We start from the raw sequence: 21,984 nt of genomic DNA, 5'->3' as shown, positions 1-21,984 counted from the left end.
ACCACTTGCAGAACTGACGGATCAGTAATGCGCGGGTCCACCGCTGTAGGGATTCCCGCCGTACGGCCCGTACGGATTCCCGCCGTACGGGTTACCGTGCGGATCGCCGCGCGGGTCGCCGTACGCAGGACCGTACGGGCCCGACGGCACCGGCGGCAACGGGCCGTACGGATATGCCGCGGGAGGCTGCCCGTGATCCAGCGCCTCCAGGGCCCGTTCCTCCTGCATGCGCGTCAACTGCCGTACGACGAGGAGGGCGAGGACGCCGGTGACCGCGCAGAGCAGATAGCCGAGGGCGCCGGCGCCGGCCAGGGCGCGCAGTCCGCGCAGGTCGTGCTCCCAGTTCCCGTCCTGGCGGAGGCGGAGGTGGTGGTGCGTGCGGGCCTCGGCCAGCGCGTAGGCCGTGGTCGTCACGGAGTTGACCGCCCCGGCCACGAGGGCGCAGACCCACCAGGAGTTGAGCAGGCCCCTGGGCGGGCGCGGGCCCTGCGGGCCGGGGGCCGCGCTGGCGCGCCAGATGTCGTTGGCGATCTGTTTGGGGAACCAGAGGTTGACCACCGGCGTGAACCACGCGCCGGCCGCCCACCCGCTGCCGAAGCGGTGCGAACCGGGGGCCAGCGCCTCGGCGTTGAGCCGGACGCGGCGGAACCACGCCGCCCACAGCGCCAGGGTGCCGAGCCCCAGCACCCCGGCGACCAGGGCCATCGAGGCGTGGAACGTGTCGGCGGAGTCGGCCCGTCGGGCCGTCGCCTCGGTGAGGTCGGCGCCCTCGGCCAGGACGTCGGCGAGCGCGGCGCGCTGCTGGAACCGCGCCGCGGCGAGCAGGAGGAGGGCGAGCAGGGTGAGGGTGAGCAGGGCGGTGAGCGCGATGCGGACGCCGCGGCGGAGGTCGACGGGGACGGCCGCCCCGGCGGGGGGCGGGGGCGGGGCGGGCCGCAGGGCCGGGGGCGGGCCGAGGGCGGCCACGGCCTGGGGGTCTCCGCCGTACGTCCGCGGAGGGTGCTGCGGGTACGGCGGGAACGGCCGGTACGGCTCGGGTGGTTGAACGGCACCGCACGCCGCGCACCGGCCGTCCGGGCCCACGGCGGCTGCGCGGCACTGACCGCACGGATACATCTCTTCGCTCCCCCCACAGGACACGCGCGGCCCGCACGTTACGGGCCGTGGGGCTCCGGCGTCCAGGACGGGTCCGGTGTGACGGAAAACCGCTGTCCGGCGCTGAAGGGAGTGCGAACCTCACCGGGGTTCGCAGCGGATGGCGGCCGGGGCCTCTCCTGTGGGGGGTGGCGGCACCGGCCGCCGCCCGTCCTCCGCGCCGGGGGCTATCCCGAGGTGCGCGAGCAGGTTCCCGAAGAGGTCCTCGACGCGCGGCCCGGGGTCGGCGGCGAGGACGGCCGCGAGTCCGGCCGGGTCCGCGGTGTGGCCCGCGGCGGCGGCCCAGGCGGAGCAGTGGGCGGCGGCGGTGCGGGGGTCGGGGAAGAGGTCGTCGAGGGCCAGGCCGGTGTCGGCCATGTAGTCCGCGAGGGCGCGGCGGCCCAGGCAGGCGGACCAGGGCGCGCCGCCCGGGCCCGCGCCGCTGACGACGGCGCAGTCGCTCTCCATCACGTACGCCGCCAGGGCCGGGGCGTCCGTCTCGTCGGCGAGGGCGCGGACGAGGGCGTCGAGGTCGCCGAGTTCGGGGCGGTGCGGGTGGTGCCAGAGCTGCCAGCCGCCGTCGAACGAGGCGGTGGGGAGGAGGAGGTGGCGCGTCGGCCGGAGCACCGGGCTCTCCGGGAGGGCGCGGTCGCGGCGGGCGAGGAGGAGGTAGCCCCAGAAGCGCATCGTTGTCTCCCGTTCTCCCGGTGGTGGTGGCGGCGGTGGCGGCGGTGGCGGTGTGCGGCTCCTTCGGTGGGTACTGCGTGGGGGTTGGGGTTTGTGTCACAGGGCGGGTGTGGTGAGGCGCCTGAGTCTTCGCCCCACCCCCGCCTTTCCCCATCTCCCCGGGCCTCCGCGCCCCGCCCCCGCCGCCTCGCGACACCGGGGCCCCTCATCGCGGCTCCACCGCTCGTCCTCAAACGCCGGACGGGCTGAATTCGCACCCCGGCCCCCTGCTCCCTGCGGGAGCGCTGCCCCAGAGCGGGGTGCAGGGGCGTAGCCCCGCGGCGGGGTGCAGGGGCACAGCCCCACAGCGGGGTGCAGGAGCACAGCCCCGCGGCGCGGTGCAGGAGCACAGCCACACAGCGGGGTGCAGGGGGCGCAGCCCCGCGGCGCGGTGCAGGGGGCGCAGCCCCGCGGCGCGGTGCAGGAGCACAGCCACACAGCGGGGTGCAGGAGCACAGCCCCGCGGCGCGGTGCAGGAGCACAGCCCCACAGCGGGGTGCAGGAGCACAGCCCCGCGGCGCGGTGCAGGAGCACAGCCACACAGCGGGGTGCAGGGGGCGCAGCCCCACAGCGGGGTGCAGGGGGCGCAGCCCCCGCTGAGGGAACGCGGGGCGCAGCCCCGCGGAGCCCTCCCCCTCCCCCGCGCGGCAGCGCGAAGAAACGGTGAAAGGGCGGGGTGGGGAAAAGGAAGCCCCCGGACAGAACCCCGCACACCCGGGAGACCGCTACTCCCCCTCCACCACGTCCTTCACCGACAGCGTCAGGTCGTTCGTGACCGTGAAGAACGGCCGCACCCGCACCCCCTCCCGCTCCGCCGCCGGAAACGTGTCGACGCCCTTGCGGTCCGCGAAGTCCCCCGCGAGGCGGCCGACGCGGAGGAGGGGGGCGCCGGCGGTGGGGCGGATGGAGAGGTCCCAGAGGTCCTGGTCGTCGGCGCGGCGCTGCCAGATCGTGCCGTAGGGGAGCCGGGCCGTCCCGTCATCGGAGGAGAGCGGCGCGCGGACGTCCGCGACGGAGCCGTCGCCGCCGCGCAGCCGGGCGACGAGCTCGGCGCCCTCGCCGAGGGCGACCCCGTACGGCCGGACGGTGACCGTGACGGCGTCGTCCGAGACGCGCACCGCCACCGCCTCGGCGTGCTCCGGCCGCAGCCACGTCCGCACGGCGAGGAAGCCGTCGCTCGTCTCGTAGGGGATCCAGACGGAGACGGGGGCGGTCAACTCCCGCCGCAGGAGCGCCTTCTGCTCGACGAGGACGGCGCGCAGACGACGGCGCGACTTCTCGCCGGGCCGCTCCGCGTACGTGTCCCAGCGCCCCTCCGGCAGGGCGGCGTGGGCCGCGCGTTCGACGCGGGCCTCCGCCCAGGCGCCGGCGCGCCGCTCCAGCGGCACCCGCACGGACTCCTTGCCCTTGCTGCCCCGGTGCCGGAGCAGTACGTGCGTGTCGGCGGCGGTGAGTTCGTCGGCGCGGACGCGGAGGACGAGGGAGCCGTCCGAGGCGACGGCGCAGCGGGCGGCCGGATGGGGCACGGCGGAGGGGTCGGCGGGCCGCGGGGCGGCGGCGGCCGGCCGGGCGGCGCGGCCGCCGCCGAAGAGGCCGCGCAGCAGGCCCTTCTTGGGGGCGGCGGTGCAGCCGGGGCGCAGCTCCTCGAAGAGCCGCTCGTAGCGGCGGGCGATGGCGTCGGGCTCGTAGCGCTTGGCGGCGCCCCGCGCGGCGGCGCCGAGCCGGGCGCGCTGGCCGGCGTCGCCGGTGAGCTTGAGGAGCGCCTCGGCGTACGCCTCGACGTTCGCGTCCTCGTCGCCGGAGGGGGAGAGCGGGACGAGGACGCCGTCGGTGCCGTCCGTCAGGATCTCGCGCGGGCCGTGCGGGCAGTCGGTGGCGATGACGGGCAGCCCGGCGTGCATGGCCTCGACGATGGTCATGCCGAAGGACTCCGCGTCGGAGGCGACGGCGGCGACGGCGCCCTTGGACCACTCGGTCTCGATGGGCGAGCGGGCGCCCATGAGCGTGATCCGCTCGTAGAGCCCGAGCTTCTCGATGCGGGCGCGGAGCTTGGCCTTGCTGGTGCCGCGCCCGTAGATGCGCAGCTGCCAGTCGGGGCGCTCGTCGGCGATGCGGGCGAAGGCGTCGATGAGGCGGTCGTAGCGCTTGACGGAGACGAGCCGCCCGGCGGAGACGATGATCTTCGAGGTGCCGTCGGAGGGTTCGGCGGCCGGCGCGGGGACGGCGTTGGGGATGGCGAGGACCTTGGCGCGGCCGCCGCCGGGGAGCCGGTCGCGGTAGTGGCCGGCGTCGGCCTCGGAGACGGTGGCGAAGGCGTCGAGCGCGTTGATCGCCGGGTCCATGACGGCGTGCAGCTCGGGGACGTGGGCCTCGTGGGTGAGGTGCTCCTGGCCGATGCGCAGGTAGCGGTCGGCGCCGTAGGCCGCGAGGTAGCCGATGAGCTTGGGCCGGGTGGCGATGACGACGTCGGCGTCGGTGGCGGCGAGGTGGGCGCGGACGCGTTCGTCGGTGAGCGCGGTGGCGGCCATGCGCCCGTTGTCGATGCGCTCGTCGCGGAAGATCTCGCTGGGCTTCTGGTTGAGCGGGGCGGCGTACTCGTCGCCGTCGGTGCCCTCGCGCAGGTCGACGAGGGGGGTGAGGCGGACGCGCGGGTCGATGGTGAGCTCGGGATCGTCCACGGGGCGGTTGACGCTGATGATGCGGACCTCGTGCCGGTCGGCGAGGGCGGTGGCGAGGTTGACGGTCGAGCGGATGGTCCCGCCGATCCCGTACGCGTTGTGCAGCAGAAATTCGATCTTCATCGGGCCCTCGTTCAGGTGCGATGGTGCGTGCGATGGTGCGATGGGCGCGCTCGCGCGCTTCCGCCGTGGACAGCTGCGCCGCGTACCGGTTCCTGTACCTTCCGTGCGGACAAATCCGCCTTCCGTTTGGGACAACGACCGGGTGCCGCGCATGGTTCGACACCGGAGGCTAGCCCGCTTTGCCGCTGCGTGCCGACGCCCGCCCGGGCCGTCCTGTTATGTGGTCGTTGGCCCTGCGCCGTAAGGGTGTTCAGCGTCCGCGCACCCGCGCGGCGAGGGCGGTGAAGTCCTGCCAGGACGGCTGTGGGGGGCGGGGGTCCCACAGCCGCTGGGCGGTGGCGGCGAGCGGGAGCCGGATTCCGCTTGCGACCTGGTCGGGGGTCTGGGCGTCGGCGTGGTCGCACCAGACGGCGAACCGGCCGCCGGGCACCCGGCCCGGTCCGGCGGTGCCCGCGGCGACGGGGGCGGTGCCGCGCAGGACGGGGGGCGACCACTCCTTGTAGATGAGCTCGCCGGTGGGGTAGCGGAAGTCGTTGGGCTGGCCGAGGACGTAGTAGAGGTAGCGGTCGTTGAGGTTGACGACCGTGCGTCCCTCGTTCAGGTATTCCTGCGGGTCGCGCGCGCCGAACTCGCGGCCGGTCCAGTACTCGACCTCGATGCCGGAGTCGGGGGCGACCAGGCCGCCGCGGAGGAAGCCGTCGTTCCACGCCTTGGGGGTCTTGCCGAGGGAGCGGGCGACGGCGGCCCGGTCGTTGAGCCAGGCGGTGGCCAGGTCCTGGACGCGGCCCTGGGGGCCGAAGCGGTCGCGGGCGAGCCGGGCGAGCCGCGGATAGGCGGTCTCGGGCTCGCGGGCGGTCAGGGCGCGGTACTCGTCGCCGCCCAGGTGCCAGTACGGCCCGGGGAAGAGCGGGGCGAACTCGCGCATCAGGTCGTCCACGACGCGCGCGGCGTCGGGGGCGGCGATGTCGACGGCGCCGCGCGTGGCGGTGCCGGCGGCGTCGCGGAGCTGGAGGCCGGGGTGTGCCTTGATGACGGCGCCGAGGTGGCCGGGCGAGTCGAGTTCGGGGATCACGGTGATGTGCAGGGAGCCGGCGAGGGCGACGATGCGGCGGACCTCGTCCTTGGTGAGGTGCTGCGGGGAGACGACCTCGGGGTGTGTGTCGCTCTGGATGCGGAAGCCCTGGTCGTCGGAGAAGTGCAGGGCGAGCTGGTTGAGCTTGAGGTCGGCCAGTTCGCGCAGCCGGGCCTCGATCCAGGCGGCGTCGAAGTGCTTGCGGGCGGTGTCCAGGTGCAGTCCGCGCTGGGCGCGGTCGGGGGCGTCCTCGACGTCCCCCTCGGGGAGGCCGCCGGCGGAGCGGACGGCCTGGAGGACGGTGCGGGTGCCGTAGAAGGCGCCGGCCTCGGCGGGGGCGGTGACCAGCACCCTGCCGCCGCGGACGGTCAGCCGGTAGCCCTCGGCGCCGCCGGGCCCGCCCGGGTGGAGGGCGAGTTCGACGTCGCCGGCGCGGGCGGGACAGGCGGCGGCGGTGAGGCGCAGCTCGCCGGCCAGCAGGCGGGCCTCGTCGGCGAGCGGGCCCTTGGGGTCGGCGACGACCCTGGCCCCGGGCGCGGGCCGCCAGCCGGGGCCGGAGCGGGCGGTGAAGGAGCGTACGGCGGGGACGGTCCGGGGCGGGCCGGTCACCGGCGCCGGGGCGGAGGACGACGAGGGCGGCGGCGCCTGGCTGGAGCGGGCGTCGTCGGGGGCGCTCCGGGCGGGAGCCGGGCCGTCGTGGGAACAGCCGGGGGCGACCACGGCGACGGCGAGGGCGACGGCGACGGCCGAACCCCTCAGCAGGGCGGTGCTGGTGACGCGGACGGGCAGACCCATGGAGAAAACCTCCCAATAGGGAGGAAGCTAGTCCTTTTTATCGCCCCGTCCATCGAATGCACGCCCGATACATTCCCCTTATGGGTGAATTTCCGGTGCTCTTCTCGGGTCCGTTCGGCCGTCCCCGGGGGGCCGGACGGCACCTGTCCCCCGCCGCGGACCCGTACATGCCAGTTTGATCACACCTGCCACACCCCGCGCGACCGAACCGACAAGGCGTCGCTACGATGGCCAGGGCCGGTGGACCGTACCCGGCCGGGCCCGACCGACAGTGAAGCCGGCAGGCCCTGATCCCGCTCCCGGAGGGTTTTCCGTGCCGGCTGGAACGCTGTACCGCGGCCGGGAAGGCATGTGGTCCTGGGTGGCTCACCGAGTCACCGGCGTCCTCATTTTCTTCTTCCTGTTCGTGCACGTACTCGACACCGCTCTCGTCCGCGTCTCCCCGGAGGCGTACGACGACGTCGTCGCGACGTACAAGACACCCGTCGTCAACGTGATGGAGTACGGCCTCGTCGCCGCCATCCTCTTCCACGCGCTCAACGGTCTCCGCGTCATCGCGGTGGACTTCTGGTCCAAGGGCCCGCGGTACCAGAAGCAGATGCTGTGGACCGTGGTCGGCGTCTGGGTCGTGCTGATGGCCGGTGCCTTCTACCCCGTGCTCCAGCACACGCTGCACACCCTGTTCGGGAGCTGACGCAAGACATGTCCGCTGAAACCACCCCCGCCGCCGCCGGCACGGTCGACGCCCCCTACGGCGTCGACAACCCGGCCCCCGTCATCGAGGCGCCCCGCAAGCGCACCAAGAAGACGCCGAAGTCGACCCGCACCAACTTCGAGCTGTACGGCTGGCTCTTCATGCGGCTGTCCGGCATCGTCCTGGTGGTCCTGGTCCTCGGCCACCTGCTGATCCAGCTCGTGCTGGACGGCGGTGTCAGCAAGGTCGGCTTCGCCTTCGTCGCCGGCCGCTGGGCCTCGCCGTTCTGGCAGGCCTGGGACCTGATCATGCTGTGGCTCGCCATGCTGCACGGCGCCAACGGCCTGCGCACGGTCATCAACGACTACGCGGAGCGGGACACCACCCGCTTCTGGCTGAAGATGCTGCTGTACACCGCCACGGTGTTCACCGTCCTGCTGGGTTCCCTGGTGATCTTCACCTTCGACCCGAACATCCGCTAGAGCCGGGGCTGAGGCGCTTTCCATGAAGATCCACAAGTACGACACCGTCATCGTCGGCGCCGGCGGCGCGGGCATGCGCGCCGCCATCGAGGCGACGAAGCGCAGCCGCACCGCGGTCCTGACGAAGCTCTACCCCACGCGCTCCCACACCGGCGCCGCGCAGGGCGGCATGGCCGCCGCCCTCGCCAACGTCGAGGAGGACAACTGGGAGTGGCACACCTTCGACACGGTCAAGGGCGGTGACTACCTGGTCGACCAGGACGCCGCCGAGATCCTGGCGAAGGAGGCCATCGACGCGGTCCTCGACCTGGAGAAGATGGGCCTGCCGTTCAACCGCACCCCGGACGGCACCATCGACCAGCGCCGCTTCGGCGGCCACTCGCGCAACCACGGCGAGGCCCCGGTCCGCCGGTCCTGCTACGCCGCGGACCGCACCGGCCACATGATCCTCCAGACGCTGTACCAGAACTGCGTCAAGGAGGGCGTGGAGTTCTTCAACGAGTTCTACGTCCTCGACCAGCTCATCACCGAGGTGGACGGCGTCAAGAAGTCCGCCGGTGTGGTCGCCTACGAGCTGGCCACCGGCGAGATCCACGTCTTCCAGGCCAAGTCGGTCATCTACGCCTCCGGCGGCACCGGCAAGTTCTTCAAGGTGACCTCCAACGCGCACACCCTCACCGGCGACGGCCAGGCGGCCTGCTACCGGCGCGGACTGCCGCTGGAGGACATGGAGTTCTTCCAGTTCCACCCGACCGGCATCTGGCGCATGGGCATCCTCCTCACCGAGGGCGCCCGCGGCGAGGGCGGCATCCTCCGCAACAAGGACGGCGAGCGCTTCATGGAGAAGTACGCTCCCGTCATGAAGGACCTGGCGTCCCGCGACGTCGTGTCCCGCTCCATCTACACGGAGATCCGCGAGGGCCGCGGCTGCGGTCCCGAGGGCGACCACGTCTACCTCGACCTCACCCACCTGCCGCCGGAGCAGCTCGACGCCAAGCTGCCCGACATCACCGAGTTCGCGCGCACCTACCTCGGCATCGAGCCCTACACGGACCCGATCCCGATCCAGCCGACCGCGCACTACGCCATGGGCGGCATCCCGACCAACGTCGAGGGCGAGGTGCTGGCCGACAACGACACCGTCGTCCCGGGCCTGTACGCCGCCGGCGAGGTCGCCTGCGTCTCCGTCCACGGCGCCAACCGCCTGGGCACCAACTCGCTGCTGGACATCAACGTCTTCGGCCGCCGCGCGGGCATCGCCGCCGCGGAGTACGCGCACAAGGCCGACTTCGTCGACCTGCCGGAGAACCCGGCGCAGTTCGTCATCGACCAGGTCGAGCGGCTGCGCAAGTCCACCGGCAAGGAGCGGGTGGCCGAGCTGCGCCGCGAGCTCCAGGAGACCATGGACGCCAACGTCATGGTCTTCCGCACCGAGCAGACCATCAAGACGGCCGTCGAGAAGATCGCCGAGCTGCGCGAGCGGTACAAGAACGTCTCCGTCCAGGACAAGGGCAAGCGCTTCAACACCGACATGCTGGAGGCCATCGAGCTGGGCAACCTGCTCGAACTGGCCGAGGTCATGGCCGTGTCCGCGCTGGCCCGCAAGGAGTCCCGCGGCGGTCACTACCGCGAGGACTACCCCAACCGCGACGACGTCAACTTCATGCGCCACACCATGGCGTACCGCGAGGTCGACGCCGACGGCAAGGAGTCCGTCCGCCTCGACTACAAGCCGGTCGTGCAGACCCGCTACCAGCCCATGGAGCGTAAGTACTGATGAGCACCGCGACTCTCGACAAGGTGGAGGCGGAGTCCAAGGCCTCGCCGTACATCAAGGTCACCTTCCGCATCCGCCGCTTCAACCCCGAGGTGTCGGCGGAGGCGACCTGGCAGGACTTCGAGGTCGACATCGACCCGAAGGAGCGCGTGCTCGACGGCCTCCACAAGATCAAGTGGGACATGGACGGCACCCTGACGTTCCGCCGCTCCTGCGCCCACGGCATCTGCGGCTCGGACGCCATGCGCATCAACGGCCGCAACCGGCTCGCCTGCAAGACCCTGATCAAGGACATCAACCCGGCCAAGCCGATCACCATCGAGCCCATCAAGGGCCTCACGGTCCTCAAGGACCTGGTGGTCGACATGGAGCCGTTCTTCCAGGCGTACCGGGACGTCATGCCCTTCCTGATCACCAAGGGCAACGAGCCGACGCGCGAGCGCCTCCAGTCCGCCGAGGACCGCGAGCGCTTCGACGACACCACCAAGTGCATCCTGTGCGCCGCCTGCACCTCGTCCTGCCCCGTCTTCTGGAACGACGGCCAGTACTTCGGCCCGGCGGCGATCGTCAACGCGCACCGCTTCATCTTCGACTCCCGCGACGAGGCGGGTGAGCAGCGCCTGGAGATCCTCAACGACAAGGACGGCGTCTGGCGCTGCCGCACCACCTTCAACTGCACCGACGCCTGCCCCCGCGGCATCGAGGTCACGAAGGCCATCCAGGAGGTCAAGCGCGCCCTGATCACGCGCCGCTTCTGACCGCCCGGCAGGACCCGGCGAGGGCCCCGCTCCGTGAGTTCACGGAGCGGGGCCCTCGCGCGTTCTCAGGCCCCGTCCTCCAGCTCGGCGATCGTGGCCTCCAGCCAGGCCAGTTCGGCCTTCGAGGTGGCCCGGGCGATGGTGAGCACGCCGCGGCGGAACGGGTCGTCCATGTCGTCGGCGGACAGCGGGCGGTCGCCGTCGTAGAAGAAGCTGCTCGGTTCCTCCAGGAACGCCCGTCGCCTGCGCAGCACTTCGGCCTGCGCGTGCCGGTCGGGCAGGTGGCGGAGGAAGGCGAGCAGGACGAACCAGCGGTTCTCGTCCGTGACGAACGGCTCGGCGGGCCGGCGCAGCCGCTCCATGAGCTCCCGCCGTCCCTCCTCGGTCAGGCTGAGCACGTGCCGCGGCGCGGCCGCCGCACCCCGCTGCGCCTCCCGGACGAGCAGCCCGGCACTCTCCATCCGCTTGATCGCCGGGTACAGGGTGCCGTGGCTGATCGCCTTGACGTGGCCCGTCAGCCGGGCGATGCGGGTGCGCAACTCGTAGCCGTGCAGGGGCGCTTCGTGGAGGAAGCCGAGTACGGCGAGATCCAACAGGCTTGACATGGACAGACAGCCTAAGCCTATGCTCCTCGCTATGTCGAACCGACATACAGCGTTTCGACATATCAGGGGAGGAGTACGACCGTTGTCGTCCACGACCGTGCAGAATCCGTCCGTCGTCGCGCCGGGGAGGGCCCCGGTCGCGGCGCTCGCCGCGCTGGCCCTGTCCGTGTTCGCGCTCTGCTCCGCCGAGTTCGCCCTTGTCGGGCTGCTGCTCGACGTCTCGCGGGACCTCCGGGTGTCCGTGGCGGACGCCGGGCAGTTGCTGAGCGCGTACGCGGTGACGGTGGCCGTCGGCGGGCCGGCCGTCACCGCCCTCACCACGCGGGTGGGCCCGAAACGGCTGGCCCTGGGCCTGCTCGCGGTCTTCGCCGCCGCCAACGTACTGGGCGCGCTCGCCCCGTCGTTCCCCCTGCTGCTGGCCGCGCGGACGCTGGGGGCCCTGACGCACAGCACGTTCGCCGCGATCTGCGTCGTGATGGCCGTCCGCCTCTCGCCGCCCGGACGCCGGGCCTCGGCGATCGCCTGGGTGTCGGGCGGACTCGGACTGGCCACCGTGCTGGGTGGGCCGATCGGGACCGCGAACGGCCAGCAGTGGGGCTGGCGGGCGACGTTCTGGTGCGTGACGGGCGCAGCCGTGGTGGGCTTCCTCGCCGTCCTCGCGCTGGTGCCCGGGTCGGTCACGCGGGAGACGGGCGTCTCGGCGCGTGGCGAGGCCGGTGCGCTCAAGCGCCCGGGGGTGCTCTGCGCCCTGACGGTGACGGCCGTCTCGCAGGCCGGCTGGTTCCTGCTCTACGCCTTCGTCGCACCGCTGCTGCGGGAGGCGTCCGGCTTCGGCCCGGCCGCGACGACCGTGCTCCTGTTCCTCTTCGGCCTCGGCGGCTTCGCCGGGAACGCCGCCGGCGGCCGGCTCGCCGACCGCGGCCTGCGCGGCACCCTGATCGCGATGCTGACCCTGCTCGCCGCCGCCCTGGCGCTGACCGGCGCCGTCGCCCACGTCCGCCCCGCCGTGCCCGTCGCGCTCGTGCTGATCGGCTTCGCCTCCGGCGCGCTGGTGCCGCCGCTCCAGGCGTGGGTGCTCGGTGCGGCGGGCGGCGGTTCGGCCCTGGCCGTCGCCGCCAACACCTCGGCCTTCAACCTCGGCAACGCCGCCGGTTCCTGGGGCGGTTCGCGGCTGCTGGACGCGGGGGTGGACATCGGCGCCCTGGGCTGGGCCGGGGCGGCCGTGGTGGCCGGGGCGGCCGTCGTGACGGCGGTCGCGCTGCGGAGGCGCGCGGGGGCGGCCGGCGGGAGGGTGGAGGCGGAGGTTCCGCGATGAGGTGGAGTGGTGGTGCGGCGGGGCGGCGCCACCCCTCTTCCCACGGCTCAGCCGTTGACGAACCGGAGGCTGTTCGCGTCGTAGCGGGTGCCGGCGACGGCGTCGGCCGGGGCCGCCTCGTCGATGGCCGCCAGTTCCTCGGCGGACAGGGTCAGGGTCGCGGCGGCGACGTTCTCCGTCAGGTACTTCTCGCGGCGCGTGCCCGGGATCGGGACGACGTCCTCGCCCCGGTGCTGGATCCAGGCCAGGGCCAGCTGTCCGGCGGTGACGCCGCGTTCGGCGGCCAGCGCCTCCAGGCGCGCGACGATCGCCAGGTTCTGCTCCAGGTTGCCGTCGGTGAAGCGGGGCTGGGTACGGCGGAGGTCCGTCTCGGGCAGGCCGTCGAGGGAGGTGTAGCGGCCGGTGAGGAAGCCGCGGCCGAGGGGGGAGAACGGGACGATCCCGATGCCCAGTTCGCGGCAGACCGGCAGGACCTCGGCCTCGATGTCCCGCGTCCACAGCGACCACTCGCTCTGCAGCGCGGCGATCGGGTGCACCGCGTGCGCCCGCCGGATCGTCTCCGCGCCCGCCTCGGAGAGGCCGAGGTGGCGCACCTTGCCCTCCTCCACCAGCTCGGCCATCGCGCCGACCGTCTCCTCGATGGGGACGTTCCGGTCGATCCGGTGCACGTAGTAGAGGTCGATGTGGTCGACGCCGAGGCGGCGCAGGGACGCCTCGGCCGCCTGGCGGACGTACGCGGCGTCGCCGCGTATCAGCGTCGGCTCGCCCAGCTTGTTGGCGAAGCCGAACTTGGTGGCGACGACGGCCTGTTCGCGGCGGCGGGGGTCCGCGAGGGCCCGGCCGAGGAGCCGCTCGTTGTGGCCGTGGCCGTAGAAGTCGGAGCCGTCCAGGAGGGTGACGCCCAGGTCGAGGGCGTGGTGGATGGTCTCGACCGACTGCGCGTCGTCCGCCGCGCCGTAGCCGTGGCTCATGCCCATGCAGCCGAGCCCCTGGGCTCCGACGGAGAGTTCACCGAGTCGGCGGACGGGAAGGGTGGGCATGGTGGGCCTCCTGGGAGTGCTGTGATCCGGGGACGTCCACGACGCTAGGCGTTGGAGCGCACTCCAACGCAAGCCCCTCCCCGCCGGCCGCCCGGTGAGCGGCGGCCCGCGCGCCTACCCGAGGTGCCCGACGACCTCGTCGTACAGCCGGGACGCCGCCCGCGACCCGTCCGCGTACCGCGCCAGCACCCGCTCCTTGCCGCGCTCGTTCACCGCGACCTCCCAGCGGCCGCCGGCGGCCCGGCGCAGGACGTGGAACTCCGTGGCGGGCAGCCGGGGTTCGCGGAGACCGGGCAGCCGGTACAGGGCGTCGGGGACGCCGGCCCGGCGCAGCCGGGCGGGGAGGCCGGCGAGGGTCACCGAGGGGGCGGCGGACACCGTGCGGCGGGGCGTGCGGGACCGGCCGGGCGTGACGTCCTCCAGCGACCCGTTCCCCAGCAGCGACTTGACGTCCTTGTCGAGCTTGATCTGGGTGCCGCCGCCGGGCTGGCCGAAGGCGGGCGCTATGGCGCCCTTCAGGCCGGTGACGGGCTTCTTCACCTTGTAGAGGTGGTAGTTGCACTCGGCGTCGTACGCCGCGCCCTGCCGGTACGTCCGGAGGTTGGACGGCGGGACGGAGCGTTCGCCGTACGTCACGGGCTTCCCGGCGCCGGCCGGGGAGACGAACGAGCCGCCCGTGCCGCCGAAGCGGTCCAGCACGGCGCCGGGGCCGACCGTCGTGGCCACCGGCTTCCCAGCGAAGCCGTCGTTCGCGGGGTAGGCCCACTGCCAGTCGTTGGTCTTCCAGTCGTTGAGGAAGGACCGGGCGGTCGGATAGATCCCGAACCGCTTCCAGTCCTTCACCAGGGCGGCCACCGGCTCCTTGGCCGGAACGTCCTTCGGGCCGAGGGACCAGTCGCCCTGGTACGGGTCGAGGCACTCCGTGGGCTGCGCGGCGGCGGGGGCGTGGGCCGTGGCCGCCGGGGCGGCCGGTCCGAGCAACGCGCCGCACGCGGCGACGGCCGTGGCCATGGATATGCCGACCGTGGCTCTCATGGCTTCCTCCTGAGGATCAGTGGTCAACACACGGAACTCAACCGTGCATTGGCCCCGGGAAGGAAGGCGGGTTTCCAGCCACGGCCGACCGCGTCACCCGCACCCGCCGCCCGCCCCCGGCGCGGTGAAGAGGACGTCCGCCGCCCGCGCCACGATCTCCACCTCGTCACCCAGCGCCCACTCGGCCACGCGCGAGGCCATCGCGGCGGGCACCTCGTCGGCGATCCCCGGCGCCGCCGGGATGTCGTACGTCGCGTGGGCGTCGTGCGGCAGGACGGTGCGGAAGCCGAGCGCCAGCGCCGAGCGGGCCGTCGCGCCGACGCACATCTCCGACATCACGCCGCAGACGGCCGGGGAGCCCACCCCGCGCCCCTCAGCAGCTCCTCCAGGTCCGTCTCCTCGAAGCCGTCGTCCACCGTCTTGCGGCGCACGACCTCGCGGGGGCCGGGCAGGACGGGCAGGTGCAGCGGCCAGCCGGGCGTGCCGGGCTCGTCCGACGCGCCCGGCTCGCCGTCGTTCTGGAGGTGGACGACGAACGCGCCGGCGGCCCGCGCCCGTTCGAGCAACGGACGTATCCGGGCCAGCAGTCCGGCGGCGGCGGGCACGGCCTCGTCACCGCTGACGAACGCCGACTGCACGTCGACGACGATCAGGGCCTCGACGGGCGGAACGCTCCGGGTCATGCGGCGTCCCCGGTCATGCGGCGTCCCCGGTCATGCGGCGTCCCCGGTCATGCGGCGTCCCCGGTCATGCGGCGTCCCCGGTCATGCGACGTCCCCGCTCAGCCGCCCGCCGGACCGGCGACGAGGGTGTTGGACCCGGCCGAGATCTTCCAGCCGTCGGCCTCCCGCGACACCACGTACAGCGGCGCGCCCTTGGCGCCCTCGACCGGCTCGCCGGCCTCCGTCACCGGGTGCTGGAGCACGTTGACGGCGACGACATCGGGACGGACGGGCAGCATCCGGACGACCTCGTACCGGACGAACTGCCCCGCCAGCATCGGGAACGCCGCGCGCGCCGCCTCGGCTATGGCCTCCCGGCCGTCGGCACGCACGCCCATGACGTTGGTCCAGGTGGCGTCCTGCGCGTAGACCGCGCCGAGAGCCTCGGCGTCCTTGGCGTTGAACGCGTCCTGGAGGTCCCGGACGACGCCTCGCACCGCTTCTTCGGTCGCGGGGGTGATGGACACGGTGGATACCGCCTTCGTTCTCGATGACACAGCACCCCGACCCAACACTCCCGGCCAAAAATGATCAAGAGGTGTCCAAAATCCCTGTCAAAACGGCTCTCACATCCGCCCCAGCCTCCACAGCCGCCAGAGCCCCGTCCCGTCCGACAGGTACTGCGCCCCCGAGACGGTGTCCTTGCTCACCACGTACTCCTTCTTCTGCCACAGCGGCACCAGCGGCACGTCCTCGGCGACGATCCTCTGGATGGTCCGGTACGTCTCCGCCGCACGCTCGCGGGGGCTGCTCAGCTCCGCCCTGCGGATGAGCCGGGCGACGCGTTCGTCGGTGTAGCCGGAGTGCAGGGTGCTGTTGGGGCCGAGGAGGGGGCTGGTGAAGGTGTCGGCGTCCGGGAAGTCGGCGATCCAGCTCAGACAGAACGCGTCGTACGCCCCGCGCGCATACCCCTCCTGGAACGTCTTCCACTCCACGTACTCCGTGTCGATGCGGAACAGCCCCGTCGCCTCCAACTGCCGTTTCAGCACGGCCGCTTCCTCCCGCGTCGCCGCGCCCTTGGAATAGGCCAGGCGGAAGCGGACGGGCGCCCGGACCCCCGCCGCCGTCAGCAGGCGGCGCGCCTCCTCCGGGTCCGGCCGCCGGTAGCGGTCGTAGAAGGACGTGGTGTGGCCGGGAACGCCCTGCGGGATCAGGGAGTAGAGCGGCTCGACGGTGCGGTGGTGGACGTCGCGGGTGAGCGCCTCGCGGTCGAGGGCGGCGGCGATCGCGCGCCGGACGGCGACGTCCTTCAGCGGGGAGCCGTCGCGCAGGTTGAACACCAGGAAGCGGGTGTTGGCCGAGGCGTTCTCCGCGACGCGGAAGCCCTTCCGGTCCCCCGAGCCGAGCGAGAGCCGGGCCGTGTCGGCGGGCGGGAGCTGGCGGGAGACGACGTCGACGGAGCGTTTCCGCCAGGCCGCCGCCATCGCGCCGGGGTCGGCGAAGTAGGCGACGGTGACGGGGTGCCCGGGCTTCCCGACGGCGCCCCGGTAGTGGTCGTTGGGGGTCAACTCGGCGCTCGCGCCCGCCGCGTAGGACGTCAGGCGGTACGGGCCGGAGCCGTCCGCCGCGTCGCCGGGGCGCAGCCGGTCGGCCGGGTAGAGGGTGCTGTCCACGATGGAGCCCGCACCCGTGGCTATCTTGAACGGGAAGGTGGCGTCCGGCGAGCGCAGGCGGAACGTCACCGTGTCGGCGCCGTCCGCCGTGACCGACCGCAGGGTCGACAGCAGGGGGCCGGGCCCCTGGTCGGACCTGATGCGCAGGATCCGGTCGAAGGAGAACTTGACGTCACGGGCCGTCAGATCGTGTCCGTTGGCGAACTTCAGCCCCTCGCGCAGCCGGCACGTGTACGTCCGCAGCCCGTCGTCGGTGAAGCGGCAGGCCGAGGCCGCGTCCGGCACCGGCGTGGCGCTGCCGGGGGCGAAGGTGAGCAGGGACTGGTAGAGGTTGCCGAAGAGCGCCCACGACCCGGCGTCGTACGCGCCCGCCGGATCGAGGGTGGTGACGACGTCGGTCGTCCCGACGGTGATCGGCCGGCCGTCGCCGCCGTCGCCGGACACCAGCGAACAGCCGCCTAGCGCCGCCGCCGTCAGCGCCGCCGCGAGGGCCGGCGCCCCGCCCCGCGTGCGTCTCCGGCTTGCTCCCCTGACCGCGTCCCCCATGGCGCGTCCCCCTTCACCAGTGACGCGCCTCACCTAAACACACGAACGCGCGTACGTCCGGGGAATCCGCCAAGTGATCGGCGGCCATCCGGGGGCGGGCGGGCTGTCCCCCGCCCGCCGCGGGGAAGCGCTATGAGGTGCGCCGCAACGCCCTGACCCCACGCAACCCGATGAGGCCGACGGCCGTCCCCAGAAGGAAAGAGGTAATCGCGAGCGCCAAGTGGACCCAGAAGTACGCGGTCGGCTCACCCGCGTCGTCGAAGGCGAGGCCGCTCCCGTCCTTCCACAGATTCTTTGCGAAAGTGATCCAAATGAACCAGCTCCAGACGCCGAAGGCGAGCAGGAACCAGGACACGGGGCGGGAGAGGACGGCGGGGGTGCGAGGGGCCGACGACCCGGAGGGATTCACCATGGGTTTCAGTATGCGATCCGGCACCGGCACTGGTCCTATCGGGTCCTCGGAGGGGGACCGCGCCGCCGGCTCGGCGCCGGGGCGGGGGCGGAGGGGTACGTTCACCGGCGTGCCGAAGACGACTTCACAGACGGTCCGGCGGCGCGGGGCGGCCCTGGTGGCCGCCTCCGCCGCGCTGTTGCTCCCGCTGGCGGCCGTTTCGCCCGCGCTCGCCGCCCCGCCGAGCCCCTCCGCCCCGCCCGCCACGCAGCCCCCGTCCGGGCGGCCGGGCCCGGGGCAGAGCCCGTCCGACGGCAAGGGCCGGCCGCCCAAGCAGCCGCCGGCGAAGATGTCCGAGGTCGGCGGCGAACTGCTGGGCCGGCCCGGGGTGCAGGTGCGGCCGGAGGCGGGGGCGCCGGCGCTGCCGAAGGGCCTGAGCGGTGACGCGTGGCTGGTCGCGGACGCCGAGTCGGGCGAGGTCCTGGCGGCGAAGAACGCGCACTGGCGGCTGGCGCCGGCGTCCACGCTGAAGATGCTGTTCGCGGACACGGTGCTGCCCAAGTTCCCCAAGGAGCAGCAGCACAAGGTCGTCGCCTCGGACCTGGAGGGCATGGGCGAGGGCAGCAGCCAGGTGGGGATCAAGGAGGAGTCGACCTACTCCGTCCACGACCTGTGGCTCGGGGTCTTCCTTCGCTCCGGCAACGACGCCGTCCACGTCCTGTCCGCGATGAACGGCGGCGTCGAGCAGACCGTCCGGGACATGCAGGCGCACGCCGAGGAGCTCCAGGCCGAGGACACGCACGTCGTGACCCCCGACGGCTACGACGCGGACGGCCAGGTCTCCAGCGCGTACGACCTGACGCTCTTCGCCCGCTCCGGGCTGCAGAAGAAGGACTTCCGCGAGTACTGCTCGACGGCCACCGCGCAGTTCCCCGGCGAGGAGAAGAAGGGCAAGAAGCGGGAGTCCTTCGGCATCCAGAACACCAACCGGCTGCTGACCGGGCAGGGCGTGCCCTTCTACAAGGGCATCGCGGGCGTGAAGAACGGCTCCACCACCAACGCGGGCAACACCTTCACGGGCGTGGCCCAGCACGGTGACCGCAAACTGCTGGTGACCGTGATGAACCCGCAGACCAAGGAGCCCAACGAGGTCTACAAGGAGTCCGCCGCCCTGCTGGACTGGGGTTTCGAGGCCGTCGGGCACGTCAAGCCGGTCGGTGTGCTGGTGCCGCCGCGGGGCGCCGCCGGCGGGCGGGACACCGGGAAGTCCGGCGGCCGGGCGGGCGACAAGGCGCAGGCGTCGGTCGCCGACTCCGCCACGGGCTCGGGCGGCGGGCTGTGGACGGCCGTCGGCATCACCGGCGGTTCGCTCGTGCTGCTGGCCGGGGCGGCGTACGTGGTGCACCGCCGGTGGCCGCTCAGGCGTCCGCCGCAGCCCTAACCGGCCTCGTCCCGCAGCAGGTCGGCGGAGGCGTCGTGCCGCGTGGTCGCCGTCCACGCGGCACAGAACAGGACCAGTTTCGCGGTGAAGTTGATCCACAGCAGCAGGGCGACGGGGGTGCCGAAGGCGCCGTACATGCTCTTGGCCGCCACCCCGCTCAGATAGCCGCCGAGCACCAGCTTGAGCGCCTCCAGCCCGACGGCCCCGATCAGGGCGGCGGACAGCAGGGTGCGCGGGGCGGGCTGGACGCGGGGCAGCCGGGTCAGGACGTAGAGCAGCAGCAGGACGTCGGCGAGGACGCCGGCGCAGAAGCCGGCGGCCGTCAGCAGCGCGCCGCCCGCGCCGCCGGACGGCAGTCCCGTCCGGCCGGCGGTCCAGCTCACGGCGGCGGACGCGAAGGCCGAGCAGCCGAGGGAGAGCAGGACGACGGCGCCCAGGCCCAGCAGGACGCCCGCGTCCCGGAGCCGCAGCAGGAACGGGTTGCCGGGGCTCTCCTCCAGCTCCCACACGGCGCGCAGGCACTCGCGCAGGGAGCCGACCCAGCCGACGCCGGTGAACAGCAGCAGGGCCCCGGCGACGACGCCGACCGTGCCGGCGTTGTCGACGAAGACGCCGAGGTCGAGGTTCTGCGAGATGCCGGGCACCTGCTCGGCGAGCCTGTCCTCCAGCTCGCGCACCTTCGCACGGCCGAGGACGGCGGCGGTGACGGCGGCGCCGAGGGTCAGCAGCGGGAAGAGGGCCACGAAGCTGGTGAAGGTGACCGCGGCGGCGAGCCGGGTCCACTTCACCCGCTCCAGCGTCTCGTAGGAGCGCCACGCGTGCGTGCGGAACAGCCGCACCGCCACGGGGCCGATCAGGGGCAGCCGCGTCAACCAGTCCATGATCGACGTTTACCCAGGATCGGGGGTGGTCTGCGGGGGCCGGTCCGCGGGGCGGGGCAGCCCCTCGGGCCGGGGGTCCGGGGGTTGCCCCCGGGGAACACAGTCCCAGGATCGGGGGGTGGTCTGCGGGGGCCCGCCTGCGGCGCGGGTCAGGCCCCGGGCCGGGGGTGCGGGGGTTGCCCCCGGGGAACGCGGCCGCCGGGCCGCGGGCCGGGGGAACGCTTCAGCGGGACGTCGCGCTCGGCCGCGAGGCCCCCTGCTGGTGGGGCACCGCGGCCTGGAGAGGGTCCTGGGCCGTCCCCTCCGCGTCCACCCCGAAGGGGTATTCGCGATCGAGGCGCCAGATGCCGTCGGGGCCCTGTTCGTACAGCGCGAAGCCGCCCGTCGTCCAGGCCGCCTCGTAGTCGGCGAGCTCCTCGTAGGCCCGGTCCATGGCCTCCTCGGGGATGCCGTGGGCGACGGTGACGTGCGGGTGGTACGGGAACTGGAGCTCGCGGGCGAGCGGCCCCGCCCCGTCCCGGATGCGCTTCTGGAGCCACGAACAGGCGGCGGAGCCCTCCACCACGTTGACGAACACCACCGGCGACAGCGGCCGGAAGGTGCCCGTCCCGGCCAGGCGCATCGGGAAGGGCCGCCCGAGGGCGGCGACCTCGGCGAGGTGCCGCTCGACGGCGGGCAGCGCCGCGGCGTCCACCTCGGTGGGCGGCAGCAGGGTCACATGCGTGGGGATGCCGTGGGCGTGCGGGTCGCCGAAGCCCTCGCGGCGCTTCTGGAGGAAGCTGCCGTACGGCTCCGGGACCGCGATCGAAACGCCGAGCGTTACGGTCCCCATCGAGTTCTCCCTCCTGTGCGCCTGTAGGTCCCCGTGGTCAGTGTGGCGGCTGCGCCGCGCCCACTGCCAGGTGTCCGCTGTGACGGACGTCTCAGCGGAATCCGCCCGGTGCAAGCCCGTGCCGGTCAGTGCTTGGCGGGCAGGAAGCCCACCTTGTCGTACGCCCGGGCCAGGGTCTCGGCGGCCACGGCGCGCGCCTTCTCCGCGCCCTTGGCCAGCACGGCGTCCAGCGTCTCCGGGTCGTCCAGGTACTCCTGCGTACGGGCGCGGAACGGCGTCACCCACTCCACCATCACCTCGGCGAGGTCGGTCTTGAGCGCACCGTAGCCCTTGCCCTCGTACTTCTGCTCCAGTTCCGCGATTCCCGTGCCGGTGAGCGTGGAGTAGATCGTGAGCAGATTGCTGACGCCCGGCTTCTTCTCGGGGTCGAAGCGGATCACGGTGTCGGTGTCGGTGACGGCGCTCTTGATCTTCTTCGCGGAGACCTTGGGCTCGTCGAGCAGGTTGATCAGACCCTTGGGCATGGAGGCCGACTTGCTCATCTTGACCGCCGGGTCCTGGAGGTCGTAGATCTTCGCCGTCTCCTTGAGGATGTACGGCGCGGGGACGGTGAACGTGTCGCCGTAGCGGCCGTTGAAGCGCTCGGCGAGGTCCCGGGTGAGCTCGATGTGCTGGCGCTGGTCCTCGCCGACGGGGACGGCGTTCGCCTGGTACAGCAGGATGTCGGCGACCTGGAGGACCGGGTACGTGAAGAGGCCGACCGTGGTGCGGTCGGCGCCCTGCTTGGCCGACTTGTCCTTGAACTGCGTCATGCGCGACGCCTCGCCGAAGCCGGTGAGGCAGTTCATCACCCAGCCGAGCTGGGCGTGCTCGGGGACGTGGCTCTGCACGAAGAGGGTGCAGCGGTCGGGGTCCAGGCCGGCGGCCAGCAGCTGGGCCGCGGCGAGGCGGGTGTTGGCGCGCAGCTCGGCCGGGTCCTGCGCGATCGTGATCGCGTGCAGGTCGACGACCATGTAGAAGGCGTCGTGGGTCTCCTGGAGGGCCACCCACTGGCGGACGGCACCGAGGTAGTTGCCGAGGTGGAACGAACCGGCGGTGGGCTGGATGCCGGAGAGCACGCGCGAACGATCAAGGGCCATGCCCTCATTCTCTCAGGTACGGCCGCCGGGTCCGTCCGACGGTGGGGCGGGGTGTCAGAGGGGTGTTAAAAAGGCCCCGTCCCTCGCGGGCCCCGTCCATCGCGAGAAACCCCGCGATCCACCGGGAGGAACCCCCGCGACCATCCGCCGCACGCCGGAACTGCCGGATCTGAACGGAGCACACG

General features: G+C 73.1%; 19 protein-coding genes and 1 pseudogene. 6 read left to right on the top strand and 14 right to left on the bottom strand.

Translation table 11 applies throughout. From position 1 onward, the window contains the following. Positions 1–21 precede the first annotated feature (21 nt). The 4 genes from AC230_RS14630 to AC230_RS14615 form a co-directional block, all read right to left on the bottom strand. Positions 22–966, bottom strand: coding sequence for a DUF4328 domain-containing protein (locus AC230_RS14630; RefSeq protein WP_049716613.1), 945 nt, complete (start codon positions 964–966; stop codon positions 22–24). 270 nt (positions 967–1,236) lie between these two features. Next, positions 1,237–1,821: a hypothetical protein gene (locus AC230_RS14625; RefSeq protein ID WP_049716612.1), complete on the bottom strand. Its 585-nt coding sequence runs from the start codon at positions 1,819–1,821 to the stop codon at positions 1,237–1,239. 764 nt (positions 1,822–2,585) lie between these two features. Continuing rightward, a complete protein-coding gene (locus AC230_RS14620; RefSeq protein WP_049716611.1) occupies positions 2,586–4,661 on the bottom strand; it encodes a glycosyltransferase in 2,076 nt (691 codons plus the stop codon). Positions 4,662–4,911: 250 nt separating this feature from the next. After that, on the bottom strand, positions 4,912–6,528 hold the full coding sequence (locus AC230_RS14615; RefSeq protein WP_198535525.1) for a beta-N-acetylhexosaminidase: 1,617 nt from the start codon (positions 6,526–6,528) through the stop codon (positions 4,912–4,914). 313 nt (positions 6,529–6,841) lie between these two features. On the opposite strand from AC230_RS14615, the gene sdhC reads away from it, so the two are divergent. The 4 genes from sdhC to AC230_RS14595 are packed head-to-tail and all read left to right on the top strand — an operon-like array spanning position 6,842 to position 10,239. After that, positions 6,842–7,222, top strand: a complete 381-nt coding sequence (sdhC, locus tag AC230_RS14610) for a succinate dehydrogenase, cytochrome b556 subunit (protein ID WP_078871248.1) — start codon at positions 6,842–6,844, stop codon at positions 7,220–7,222. An 8-nt stretch (positions 7,223–7,230) separates the two neighbouring features. After that, the gene (locus AC230_RS14605; protein ID WP_049716609.1) at positions 7,231–7,704 is read left to right on the top strand and encodes a succinate dehydrogenase hydrophobic membrane anchor subunit; all 474 of its coding nucleotides are present in this window, start codon (positions 7,231–7,233) and stop codon (positions 7,702–7,704) included. A 22-nt stretch (positions 7,705–7,726) separates the two neighbouring features. After that, positions 7,727–9,481, top strand: coding sequence for a succinate dehydrogenase flavoprotein subunit (gene sdhA / locus AC230_RS14600; protein ID WP_049716608.1), 1,755 nt, complete (start codon positions 7,727–7,729; stop codon positions 9,479–9,481). Beyond that, positions 9,481–10,239, top strand: a complete 759-nt coding sequence (locus AC230_RS14595) for a succinate dehydrogenase iron-sulfur subunit (protein WP_049716607.1) — start codon at positions 9,481–9,483, stop codon at positions 10,237–10,239. Before sdhA ends, AC230_RS14595 begins: the two co-directional genes overlap by 1 nt. Before the next feature lie 65 nt (positions 10,240–10,304). Here AC230_RS14595 and AC230_RS14590 read toward each other — a convergent pair whose 3' ends face one another. After that, positions 10,305–10,844 (bottom strand): PadR family transcriptional regulator, encoded by a 540-nt coding sequence (locus AC230_RS14590; RefSeq protein WP_198535524.1) that lies wholly within the window; start codon positions 10,842–10,844, stop codon positions 10,305–10,307. An 82-nt stretch (positions 10,845–10,926) separates the two neighbouring features. On the opposite strand from AC230_RS14590, the gene AC230_RS14585 reads away from it, so the two are divergent. Continuing rightward, the gene (locus AC230_RS14585; protein ID WP_049716606.1) at positions 10,927–12,159 is read left to right on the top strand and encodes an MFS transporter; all 1,233 of its coding nucleotides are present in this window, start codon (positions 10,927–10,929) and stop codon (positions 12,157–12,159) included. Between the two features lie 47 nt (positions 12,160–12,206). Here AC230_RS14585 and AC230_RS14580 read toward each other — a convergent pair whose 3' ends face one another. The 6 genes and pseudogenes from AC230_RS14580 to AC230_RS33720 form a co-directional block, all read right to left on the bottom strand. Next, positions 12,207–13,199, bottom strand: a complete 993-nt coding sequence (locus tag AC230_RS14580; RefSeq protein ID WP_049716605.1) for an aldo/keto reductase — start codon at positions 13,197–13,199, stop codon at positions 12,207–12,209. Between the two features lie 114 nt (positions 13,200–13,313). Then, positions 13,314–14,234, bottom strand: coding sequence for a TNT domain-containing protein (locus tag AC230_RS14575; RefSeq protein WP_049716604.1), 921 nt, complete (start codon positions 14,232–14,234; stop codon positions 13,314–13,316). 93 nt (positions 14,235–14,327) lie between these two features. Beyond that, a pseudogene (locus AC230_RS14570) lies at positions 14,328–14,917 on the bottom strand (isochorismatase family protein). A gap of 98 nt (positions 14,918–15,015) precedes the next feature. After that, positions 15,016–15,423: a YybH family protein gene (locus AC230_RS14565; protein WP_107082136.1), complete on the bottom strand. Its 408-nt coding sequence runs from the start codon at positions 15,421–15,423 to the stop codon at positions 15,016–15,018. A 99-nt stretch (positions 15,424–15,522) separates the two neighbouring features. Then, positions 15,523–17,115: an ABC transporter substrate-binding protein gene (locus AC230_RS14560; protein WP_078871246.1), complete on the bottom strand. Its 1,593-nt coding sequence runs from the start codon at positions 17,113–17,115 to the stop codon at positions 15,523–15,525. A 130-nt stretch (positions 17,116–17,245) separates the two neighbouring features. Continuing rightward, on the bottom strand, positions 17,246–17,527 hold the full coding sequence (locus AC230_RS33720; RefSeq protein WP_049716602.1) for an SCO4848 family membrane protein: 282 nt from the start codon (positions 17,525–17,527) through the stop codon (positions 17,246–17,248). Between the two features lie 10 nt (positions 17,528–17,537). Here AC230_RS33720 and AC230_RS14550 point away from each other — a divergent pair, with 10 nt between their 5' ends. Beyond that, on the top strand, positions 17,538–18,947 hold the full coding sequence (locus AC230_RS14550) for a D-alanyl-D-alanine carboxypeptidase family protein (RefSeq protein ID WP_422125587.1): 1,410 nt from the start codon (positions 17,538–17,540) through the stop codon (positions 18,945–18,947). On the opposite strand, the gene AC230_RS14545 is transcribed toward AC230_RS14550, so the two are convergent. The 3 genes from AC230_RS14545 to trpS all read right to left on the bottom strand — a co-directional run bounded on the left by AC230_RS14545 (position 18,944) and on the right by trpS (position 21,799). Continuing rightward, a complete protein-coding gene (locus AC230_RS14545; RefSeq protein ID WP_049716600.1) occupies positions 18,944–19,828 on the bottom strand; it encodes a YihY/virulence factor BrkB family protein in 885 nt (294 codons plus the stop codon). The two genes, AC230_RS14550 and AC230_RS14545, sit on opposite strands and share 4 nt — an antisense overlap. A gap of 223 nt (positions 19,829–20,051) precedes the next feature. Next, on the bottom strand, positions 20,052–20,660 hold the full coding sequence (locus AC230_RS14540) for a 2'-5' RNA ligase family protein (RefSeq protein ID WP_049716599.1): 609 nt from the start codon (positions 20,658–20,660) through the stop codon (positions 20,052–20,054). A gap of 125 nt (positions 20,661–20,785) precedes the next feature. Next, positions 20,786–21,799 carry a tryptophan--tRNA ligase gene (trpS, locus tag AC230_RS14535; RefSeq protein ID WP_049716598.1) on the bottom strand — a complete coding sequence of 338 codons (1,014 nt, stop codon included), beginning with the start codon at positions 21,797–21,799 and terminating at the stop codon, positions 20,786–20,788. Positions 21,800–21,984 lie beyond the last annotated feature (185 nt).

Source organism: Streptomyces caatingaensis, assembly GCF_001187435.1.
Classification (GTDB): Bacteria; Actinomycetota; Actinomycetes; order Streptomycetales; family Streptomycetaceae; genus Streptomyces; species Streptomyces caatingaensis.
This window is presented reverse-complemented; position numbering and strand designations above follow the sequence as displayed.